The organism is Chitinophaga sp. (genome assembly GCF_036569125.1).
Lineage (GTDB): Bacteria > Bacteroidota > Bacteroidia > Chitinophagales > Chitinophagaceae > Chitinophaga.
The window spans coordinates 1-10,335 of sequence record NZ_DATCRF010000060.1 but is presented as its reverse complement, the minus strand read 5'-3'; the positions used below and the strand labels follow the sequence as shown (position 1 = coordinate 10,335).

The 10,335-nt window shown below is 49.0% G+C and carries 8 protein-coding genes; 5 read left to right on the top strand and 3 right to left on the bottom strand.

Annotated features, from left to right (window positions below; translation table 11 throughout):
* Positions 1-177: 177 nt before the first annotated feature.
* Positions 178-873, top strand: a complete 696-nt coding sequence (locus tag VIM87_RS02140; RefSeq protein ID WP_331995375.1) for a hypothetical protein — start codon at positions 178-180, stop codon at positions 871-873.
* A gap of 14 nt (positions 874-887) precedes the next feature.
* On the opposite strand, the gene glk is transcribed toward VIM87_RS02140, so the two are convergent.
* The gene (glk, locus tag VIM87_RS02135) at positions 888-1,952 is read right to left on the bottom strand and encodes a glucokinase (RefSeq protein WP_331995374.1); all 1,065 of its coding nucleotides are present in this window, start codon (positions 1,950-1,952) and stop codon (positions 888-890) included.
* Positions 1,953-2,269: 317 nt separating this feature from the next.
* On the opposite strand from glk, the gene VIM87_RS02130 reads away from it, so the two are divergent.
* Complete coding sequence (locus VIM87_RS02130) at positions 2,270-4,051, top strand: glycoside hydrolase family 15 protein (protein ID WP_331995373.1); 1,782 nt, start codon at positions 2,270-2,272, stop codon at positions 4,049-4,051.
* Positions 4,052-4,192: 141 nt separating this feature from the next.
* Here VIM87_RS02130 and VIM87_RS02125 read toward each other — a convergent pair whose 3' ends face one another.
* The gene (locus tag VIM87_RS02125) at positions 4,193-6,364 is read right to left on the bottom strand and encodes a bifunctional alpha,alpha-trehalose-phosphate synthase (UDP-forming)/trehalose-phosphatase (protein ID WP_331995372.1); all 2,172 of its coding nucleotides are present in this window, start codon (positions 6,362-6,364) and stop codon (positions 4,193-4,195) included.
* Between the two features lie 425 nt (positions 6,365-6,789).
* Between VIM87_RS02125 and VIM87_RS02120 the strand changes: the two genes are divergently transcribed.
* The gene (locus VIM87_RS02120) at positions 6,790-7,740 is read left to right on the top strand and encodes an aldo/keto reductase (protein WP_331995371.1); all 951 of its coding nucleotides are present in this window, start codon (positions 6,790-6,792) and stop codon (positions 7,738-7,740) included.
* A gap of 193 nt (positions 7,741-7,933) precedes the next feature.
* Here VIM87_RS02120 and VIM87_RS02115 read toward each other — a convergent pair whose 3' ends face one another.
* Positions 7,934-8,884, bottom strand: coding sequence for an NADP-dependent oxidoreductase (locus VIM87_RS02115; RefSeq protein WP_331995370.1), 951 nt, complete (start codon positions 8,882-8,884; stop codon positions 7,934-7,936).
* A gap of 17 nt (positions 8,885-8,901) precedes the next feature.
* Between VIM87_RS02115 and VIM87_RS02110 the strand changes: the two genes are divergently transcribed.
* Both VIM87_RS02110 and VIM87_RS02105 read left to right on the top strand, forming a co-directional pair.
* Positions 8,902-9,729: a helix-turn-helix domain-containing protein gene (locus tag VIM87_RS02110; RefSeq protein WP_331995369.1), complete on the top strand. Its 828-nt coding sequence runs from the start codon at positions 8,902-8,904 to the stop codon at positions 9,727-9,729.
* A 63-nt stretch (positions 9,730-9,792) separates the two neighbouring features.
* The coding region (locus tag VIM87_RS02105; protein ID WP_331995368.1) for a nitrilase-related carbon-nitrogen hydrolase at positions 9,793-10,335 on the top strand (543 nt) is incomplete at its 3' end.

The window sequence follows — 10,335 nt, the reverse complement described above, 5'->3', positions numbered from 1 at the left end:
GGTTATACATCTGCTGCTTTTGAATGCCTTTGTGTGCATTGGCAATTGTTGGAACTTTCAATGGTATTCAATTGCTGCATCCCATTGGTAATTCGTAATTAATAATTCTCTAAAAATTGGCTTTTCGCAGTACATAATTCGTAATTCGTAATTGAATAATTCGTAATTGAACCGGATATGTCCTTTGTAACCTACAACGGTGTAAAACAAACAACCGTGAACAGCTGCGGCGCTTTCTCTCTGGCAGCTGCCTTCAGCCATTTTGGACTGGCACAAATGCCGTATGTGCTGGATACCGCCAACCTTTCACAGGGATATACCCTCCCGGGGCCGGAGGCCTTTGCACAACGCATTTACCAGATCACCGGCAACCTTTCACTGGATATTATGCAGCGCACGGCTACTTACCGGTATGGCAACCCGGTGAGCGATTTCAATTCATTCTCGTCCTTAACCTACGTGGCTAATTTGTTTGGGATGGAGATGCAACGGTTACGGGTACACTATAATGAAAATGCGGAGAGTGCGCTAAACCTGCTGCAGGTAAGCAATTACAGCAGGTCCGGTAAAACAGCCAACTTACTACAAACAGAAATTGATCTGATCACCGGCCCGGCTTATGCCAACGTCACAGGCCCGGCCGGTTATACACAGCTTCCCTTGTCAAATGCCGTGCACCTGCTGGTGGTAGACCAGTTTATGCACTCTGTTGTGATCAACGCCCATGAATGTTATGACCCTGCTACCGGGTATGTGGGGCCTTACAGCACCAATGCTATTACGTCCCTGACCCCGCTTACGCAAATAACTTACCGGCACCAGGGCATGAACTGCCATATGGCTTTCAGCGGGCTTTGGTTACAAATGAATTGAGCACTACAACTGGTCTACACAACGCGCTGTTGATGCACGGCGTAATAGGCGGCTCCCCAAAGGGCCGCCTTATCATTGCTGATAACATGGATGGGAACAGAAGCCAGCAGCTCTATGAGCCGGTCGCCCTGCAGGTAGTGATGGTAAAAGGTATTATCCTGCAACAAAGGGGTAATACGGGGCGGAATACCGCCGCCCAGGAACAAACCGCCGGTGGCTTTCATTTTAAATACCAGGTTGGCGGCTTCCCGCGCCAGGTAACGTACAAACAGCTCCATCGTTTTTATGCACACGGAAACTTTCTGCTCTATGGCCTGACCGCTGATCACTGCTGCGGGATCTTTTTTCAGCAGGTCTTCTTCCAGCCAGTCCGGTACATGCATGTGGCGTATATCGCGCAGGAATTTAAAGGTATCATAAATACCGGGGCCGGATACCAGGCGTTCCCAGCTTACGATCTGGTACTTTTCCTGTAAATATTGCAGCAGCTCCATATCCAGCTCATTACGCGGTGCAAAATCACAGTGCCCGCCCTCGGTGGCAAAGGGGGTATACAGCTCGCCATCCCAGAACAGTCCGGCCTCTCCCAGCCCGGTACCCGGGGCTATAATGGCCATGTTACCGCCGTTATCGCCTGCGCCGCTGTGCAGCGTAAGCAGGCTCTCGTTCTGCAGGGTGGCCAGCCCGTAGGCGGTAGCTTCCAGGTCGTTGATCAGGGAGGTCTCCGCTATACCGGTAGCCTGCTGGATATCCGTTACATTCAGCTCGCGGGAAAGATTGGTGAGCTCCACTTTCCCTTTGATCACCGGCCCGGCAACGCCAATGCATATACGTTGCGGCTCGCGGCCGGCCTGCTTGCCGATAAATCCTTTTACAACATCAGGGAAAGAAGTATACTCACGGGAGGCAAACACCTGCTCGTCCAGCACCTGCAGCCGGCCTTCGGAAGCCTCGAAAAGCGCCAGCCTGGTTTTGGTGCCGCCCAGGTCGCCGGCCAGCACGTGCAATGGCGCGTTGCCCAGCTGGCGGGTCATACGTGCAAAACGCGGCAGGAACTGTTGAACATTGGTGGTTTGCATGTTATAAAAATACGGGAAAAAAGCAGAAAGCCGAAAGCATAAAGCGGAAAGCTAAAAGCATAAGGCATAAAGGATAAAGCAAAAAGGTATTGACGGGGATGGGTATGCATTTGCTCCCAAAACCGCGGCATTAAGCTTTCTGCTTTCTGCTTTGCGCTTTCAGCTAAAGGCGTTGCCTGCGATGGGATACATTGGGTGCCAAACCGCGGCATTAAGCTTTCTGCTTTATCCTTTCAGCTTTTCGCTTTCTGGAACAGCTTTTGATACTAAATGAACAATTTAACTAGCACGGACGTAAAGCATTTATAACTAGCTGCATGGAAAGACATACGTACCAGACCGGGATAATCGGCAATTGTGCCTACATAGCACATATTCACCGGAATACTAATGTAGAATGGCTTTGCTGGCCGCGGATGGACAGCACCTTTATATTCGGCGGCATGCTGGATAAAGATAAGGGCGGCCAGTTCTCCATTCTGCCCGAAGGGGAATACACCTCCCGCCAGTATTACATGGAAAATACCAATGTACTGTGCACGGAGATCACCTGCAACAATGGTAAATACCTGATCACCGATGTAGCGCCCCGCTTTTTCCAGTACGAACGTTACTTTAAGCCTTTAACACTGGTACGTAAAATAGAGCCCCTGGAAGGCAATCCGCGTATATGCGTAAGATGTAAGCCGGTAACCGATTACGGCGCACAGCCCCTGCACCCGCAGCCGGGCAGCAACCACGTAGAATTTTTAGGCGCCGGCGAGCGCCTGCGCCTTACCACCAATATTCCTGTTAACTATTTGCTGGATGAGCAGCATTTTGTGCTGAATGATACCCGCTACCTGCTGCTAAGCTATGGCAGCCCGCTGGAAGCGCCGCTGGTAAGCACTGCAGAATCGTTCCTACGGGAAACGGTCAGCTACTGGCGCACCTGGATCAAACATTCCAACATCGCCAATTTTTACCAGCCTTACGTGATCCGCTCGGCCCTTACCCTCAAGATCCACCAGTATGAGGATACCGGCGCTATCATTGCCGCCAGCACCACCAGCCTGCCGGAGTTTCCCAACAGCGGCCGTAACTGGGATTACCGGTACTGCTGGCTGCGGGATACCTATTACGTAATTACCGCCTTAAACCATATTGGCCACTTTGAGGAAATGGAACGTTATTTTAACTATGTAACGGATATTTCCCTTTCCGGCGACTACCGCTATCAGCCGCTGTACGGCATTACCGGGCAAAAGCTGCTCACAGAACAGATCCTGCCGGAGCTTTCCGGCTATATGGGCAACCAGCCCGTGCGCATAGGTAACCAGGCCTATGAGCATATACAGAATGATATTTACGGACAGGTGCTTATTTCCATGCTGCCCTTGTATACAGATCACCGTTTTGTTTTCTCTGAAAGAAAAGATTCGGCCTGGTGGATAGAATACCTGCTGGGAAAAATAGAGCGTACCATTGATGAAAAAGATGCCGGCATATGGGAGTTCAGGAACATGGCCAACACCCACTGCTACTCCAACCTGTTCCAGTGGACAGGCTGCTGCGCAGCGGAAAAAATGGCCCGCACCATTGGCCACCAGCAGCTGGTAGAAAAGGCCATTGCCCTGAAGCAGCGTGCTGCTGCGCATATTGAGAACTGTTATGATCCTGTACGTAAAGTATATGCCCATGCAGTTGGCAGCACACACCTGGATGCCAGCACCCTGCAGCTGATCATGATGAACTACCTGGACCCCTCTTCCCAAAAAGCAAAAGACCACCTGGAAGGACTGGAAAAGGAATTAAAAACGCCGCAGGGATTATTTTACCGCTACCTGCATGCAGATGATTTTGGCAAGCCCAAAACCACTTTCCTGGTATGCGCCTTCTGGTACGTGGAAGCGCTGGCCTGCGTAGGCCGGCTGGATGATGCGATCCGCGAGTTTGAGAACCTGCTGCAGTACTCCAACCACCTGCTGCTGTTCAGCGAAGATGTGGATGAAGATAATGGCAGCCAGTGGGGCAATTTCCCGCAGGCGTATAGCCATGTGGGTTTGATGAATGCAGCGTACAGGATTGCGATGAAGCTGGATGTGCCGATATTTCTTTGATAGTCCATGGTCCATAGTCGATGGTCCATGGCATACTTCAACTTGACGTTACTGCGAGAAAATAAAAATGGCCTATGCATGTAAAATCTGTTTTACGTGCATAGGCCATCGACTATGGACCATCGGCCATGGACCGCGAAGCTACACCAATGTCGCCAAAAACTGCCTTACCTCATGAAAGTTGCGCAGGTAGTAGCGCGCAGCAGATACCTGGCTGCCTACTTTAATGGAAATAGTATCTTCCGGCAGGGCTTTAAAAATATCTTCGTCGGTATGATCATCGCCAATAGCCATTACAAAATCATAATGGCGGTCCTGCAGCCAGTTAATGGCGGCGCGGCCTTTATTGATCTCAACATTCTTTACCTCAATCACTTTATCACCGGGCAAAACCTGCAGCCCTTTATCATTGGTATAATAACGTAAAGTATTGGTTAGCTCATTGGCGCGCAGCTCACCCAACCCCTCTTCTACCTTACGGTAGTGCCACACCAGCGAATAACTTTTCTCTTCAATAAAAGCACCGGGCGTACGGTCGGTATAAGTGTCCAGGGTTGTGTAAATATCCTGTTTCCACTGGTCTGTTAAGCCCGGGATCTTTTTCCAGCGTGCGCCCTGCTTCTTGGTCCAGGCGCCATGTTCGGCAATCAGGTCCATATTCATATTGCCCAGCCACTCTGATAAGGTCTCATGTTTGCGGCCGCTGATCATGATCACCTCATTACGCGGATCGGCGGTTAAGTGCTGTAACAGCTTATACAGCTCCTGGTCTGGTGAGGCCAGGTCAATGTTCACATTAAATCCTACCAGGGTGCCGTCATAATCTAAAAATATAGCGCGTTTTTCGGCTTTCCTGTATTGTTGCTGTACCTGATGCTGCATATCGGGGCTCAGGCGGCGTGCCAGCATGGATTGCTGGATCTGTTTTACTTCCTGTAAACGTGTCATAAAAAGTTTTACCCAGTGTGCAATATTAAATTTCGATACTACCTGCCGCATTTGTTTCATACGGCGGTATTGTTCCGGCTTGGGCATTACCAGCGCTTCTTCTATAGCACGGGTAATAGCGCCTATGTTATTTGGATTTACGATCAGCGCATCAATTAATTCGCGGGATGCGCCGGCCATTTCACTTAAGATCAAAACGCCGTCATTATTAGTGCGGCTGGCCACATACTCCTTACTTACCAGGTTCATGCCATCCCGCATGGGCGTTACCAGGCCAATGTCGGCAAAGTGGTATAAAGCAGATAATGTTTCAATGGGAAAAGAGCGGTAAAAATAATGCACCGGGTGCCAGTTAATAGTGCGGAAACGTGCATTAATGCCGCCTACCAGCTTATCTATTTCATCGCGCAGGTCTTTATACTGCGGCACATTATCCCGCGAGGGCACCACGATCATATACAGCACTATTTTTTCGGTATACTCCGGGTGCAGCTGCAGGAACAGTTCATAGGCCTGCAGGCGCTGCAGAATGCCTTTGCTGTAATCCAGCCTGTCAATAGACAGGATCATTTTTATATCATTGAAGTTATCTCTTAACTGTTTCAGCTGGTCCTGCACATCCGGGTTATTGACCATAGAACCGTACCGCTCATAGTCAATACCCATTGGAAATGGCTCTGCAATCACGGCGCGGTCATTCACCATTAATACGTTGGATGATGCATTGATAGGCAGCAAACGGGTTACGGCATTAATGAAATGACGGCTGTCATCAAAAGTATGAAAGCCCAGCAGATCTGCGCCCAGCATACCATCCAGCAGTTCTGCACGCCAGGGCAGCAGGCGGAAAAGCTCAAAGGACGGGAATGGGATGTGCAGGAAAAAACCAATGGAAATATCCGGCAGCGCAGCGCGTATCATACCGGGTAATAATAACAGCTGGTAATCATGGATCCAGATAATGTCGCCCGGTTCTGCGGTTTCCAGTATCACATCCCGGAACTTTTCATTTACGCGGTAATAACAATCCCAGTACGACTGCTCATAGCGTGCATAAGTGGCCATATAATGGAATACGGGCCATAAGGTTTCATTGGAAAATCCTTCGTAATAATTATTGATCTCATCCTGTGTTAAATATACCGGCTTCAGGTTCATGGTGGCCAGCTCCCGCTGAATACGGTGCTGGTCTTTCTCTTCTGTTACTTCCAGTCCGGGCCAGCCGATCCATACATTATGTCCGTCCCTGTAAATGGACCCCAAACCGGTAGCCAATCCTCCTTCACTTGGAGCCAATACATACTCTCCATCTTTTTCTGTTGTTCTTACGGGCAATCTGTTTGATACAATAATGGTCTTACTCATAGTACGTTAAATGTCGTTTGTCTAACAAAATCTGTTCCTTGCTAAAAAAATATTTATCCTGCAGGAATCACCTGCCGGCAATTATGCGTTCGCATTAAATTTTTTTGTTCAAACCTCCCAACCGGCTGCTATGATTGGCGTTCCCCTGGGCCAAGGCGGATAATGGATTATACTGATATGTACGTAAGCAGCACGCAGCGGCCCGCAAAATAGTAATAATTTAAAATATAGCCGTCTCCGTTAGTTATGATCATTTATCATATTCCTTTCATTAGTAATAGGTTTGCGTAGAGAACGCTGCATTTTTAGCTGAGCATGAGGACAATATCCCCAATTTCTGCCGGGGCTGCTTACAGGTGTATTAGTGGGTTTAATTTATGCTGGTACCTTTTTTGTGGGAAATATTAGATCAAAATTAATATAAGATGGAAAAACGGAAACTGGGCAGGTCTGAGCTCACAGTGGCGCCACTGGCATTTGGCGGTAATGTATTTGGATGGACCATTGATGAACCTAATTCATTTAAATTGCTGGATGCCTTTACCGGCGCAGGGTTTAACCTGATAGATACGGCAGATGTATATTCCAAATGGGTAAGCGGTAACAAAGGCGGTGAATCGGAAACCATTATTGGTAACTGGTTAAAACAAAGTGGTAAACGGGAGCAGGTGATCATAGCCACTAAAGTAGGCGGTGAAATGGGGCCGCAGCAGAAAGGCACCTCCAAAGCATATATTACCAAAGCAGTGGAAGATTCCCTGCGCCGTTTGCAAACAGATTATATAGATCTTTACCAAACACATTTTGATGAAGAAACCACGCCGGTAGAAGAAACGCTGGCTACCTATGCGGAGCTGATAAGAGCCGGCAAAGTGCGCGTGATAGGCACTTCCAACATGAGCCCGGAAAGGCTCACCTTATCCCTGCACAACAGTGAAAATTATGGTTACCCGCGATATGAAACCTTACAGCCGGAGTACAACCTGTACGACCGTCAGAAGTTCGAAACTTCGTATATGCCTATTTGCGAGGAACATGGTTTAAGCGTAATACCTTACTACGCGCTGGCCAGCGGTTTCCTGAGCGGTAAATACCGTTCCAAAGCAGATGTTTCCAAAAGCCCGCGCGGACAAAAAGCGCTGAGCTATCTGAATGATCGCGGAATGAAGATCCTGGCTGCGTTGGATGAAGTAGCCGCGCGTTATAAAACCAATCCTGCCAGCGTGGCTATTGCCTGGCTGGCGCAGCGCCCGGGCATTGCAGCGCCTATTGCCAGCGCTACCAGTGTGGAACAATTAGAAGAGCTGATGATGGCTTCCAAACTGGGATTGGACCAGGCGGCGATGGAGCAGCTGAACGGCGCAAGCGCCTTTTAATTAATAATGAAGAATGAATAATTAATAATCGTAGCGCAGTTATATCGCAGTACGGATAATTGCACAAAAAAAGGAATGGCGCTACAGAGCACCATTCCTCTTTATTTTGCTTATCACTTCGGAGAAGCAGCGTTTGCCTGAACTAACATTCTCCGGTATTATTAATTCTTAATTATTCATTATTAATTAACAATTATTCCATCGTAATAATTGTTTTCCCCGTGGCGTGTCCGGTGCGGCTTTGCGCAATGGCAGCGGCTACTTCCTGTAACGTGATGGTGTTGCCTACAGGTATCTGCAGCTTACCGTCATCAATCAATTGAGTAAGCTGATCCAGCGAGGTAAGATTGCCTTTTGTTTCAAAATTACCACCGCGTAAGTTCCGCTCTTTCAGCAAAGCATCATCTGCTACAAAAGCTGTAGTAAGGGCTACGCCTCCGTACTTTACCAGCGCTGTGTTTGCAGCAAAAGCATCTTTCTTGCTCATCAGGTCTATCAGTCCATCAATACCATCCGGATAGGTTTGTTTTACCAGTTGTTCAATGGAGCCTGTTTTGTAATTAACAGTGGTAACGGCGCCCAGCTGCAGCATACGTTCTGCAGCGGCCTCGTTACTTACCGTGGCAATTACCTGTATACCCTGCAGGGCTGCCAGCTGCGTGGCAAAAGAGCCTACGCCGCCCGTGGCGCCTATTATCAACAGTGTTTGTCCTCTTTTTAAGCCGGCGGCCTCCAACAGCTGCAATGCAGTCATGCCGGCATTGGGCACAGCAGCAGCTGCAGCAAGGTTAATAGACTTTGGCGCTATGCTGATGGCATTGTTCTCCGGCACAATTGCATATTCCGCATACGCCCCTTCACCAATAGGGCTGTGTATGAATTGCCCGTACACCTTATCCCCTTCCTTAAAACGGGTAACGCCCTCTCCTACGGCTACTACAGTGCCTGCGCCTTCTACGCCCATGATCAGCGGAAACTGGTGCGGCATGTGGCCATCCATTATACCATCCACCATTTTCCAGTCAAAGGGGTTCATACCGGCAGCGGCTACACGTATTAATATCATACCCGCGCGTAACTCAGGCTGGGGTAATTCCATTACCTGTGGTATATCGCGGAATTTTAAAACAGCAACGGCTTTCATACAATTAAAATTTTTGAGTGACTAAAGATAGTTACTTTTATACTATGCAGATAGCGCCGCCTGCTATATTAACGTCACTGGTAAAACATTTCCTGGTACTGGAAAATGATAGTCCTGCCCTGCAGCATCACCGGCTTTCGCCGGACGGGCATGCGGGTATGGTGTTCTATTACAAAGCGCGGTTCTCTGCCTTCTCCAATACCGGGCCGGTACATCCTCGCAGTTTTGTGTACGGACAGATCAGCCAGTTCCACGACCTGGCTTCCGGCGGCGCCATTGGTATGCTGGTAGTGGTGTTGCAGCCTTATGCCCTGCAAACATTAACCGGTGTGCCTGCGCATACTTTTACCGACCAGCTCATTAGCCTGCCGGATATTTTTGGCGCAGCCGGCCAGCAGCTGGAAGAAAGCATAGTGCTGGCTGAAAATGATCAGCAGCGTTTACAGCTCGTTCAACATTTCCTTATTCAGAAATTGCAGCAGCATCCTGCGGCCGGCCGGCTGTTAACCGCTGCCATGGCGCATATACAGCAGCAGCATGGCCTTATGCAGGTGGGGCAGCTCACCCAAACCCTGCACATTTCGGAAAGACAGCTGGAGCGGCAGTTCCGCGCGCATGTGGGTTTAACCCCCAAACAATTCCTGCGCACCATGCGCTTTCAGCATTTATTAAAATGCATACAGCAAGCACCGGAGGCCTCTCTTACGCAGCTGGCTTATGAAACCGGTTATTACGACCAGGCGCATTTTATACATGAATTTAAGCAGCTGGCAGGCATTACCCCTACGCAATACCTCACCCAAACCCGTTTGCTGGCCATTAATTTTATGCAGCTGCCTGCTTAATGTCGGGTTTTTACAATTCCACTTCCAGGGACCGTACTACCTTGCCATGGTAAATAACTGCACATGTTACCTATAAAAATTGCTACTGCACAATTTGAGCACCGCAGCGGGGATAAAGCCTATAACCTGCAGATCATTCGTCAGCTGGCCTTACAGGCCGCACAGGCAGGCGCGCAGGTGATTGCTTTTCATGAATGTTCTGTTACGGGCTACACCTTTGCCCGGCATTTATCAAAAGAGCAAATGCTGCAGCTGGCCGAGCACATTCCGGATGGGCCCAGCATACAAGCCTTAACAGCTATTGCCGCGGAAACCGGTATTACCCTGCTGGCTGGTTTGTTTGAAAAAGATGCTGGCGGCAGCTTGTACAAAGCCTATGTATGCGTGGATAAGAACGGGCTGGTAGCCAAATACCGGAAGCTGCATCCCTTCATTAACCCGCACCTTACACCTGGCGATCAATACGTAGTGTTTGACCTGTTTGGCTGGAAGTGCGGGATCCTGATCTGTTACGATAATAATATCATTGAAAATGTACGTGCCACTACCCTGCTGGGCGCGGATATTATTTTTATGCCGCATGTTACTATGTGCACACCCTCAACC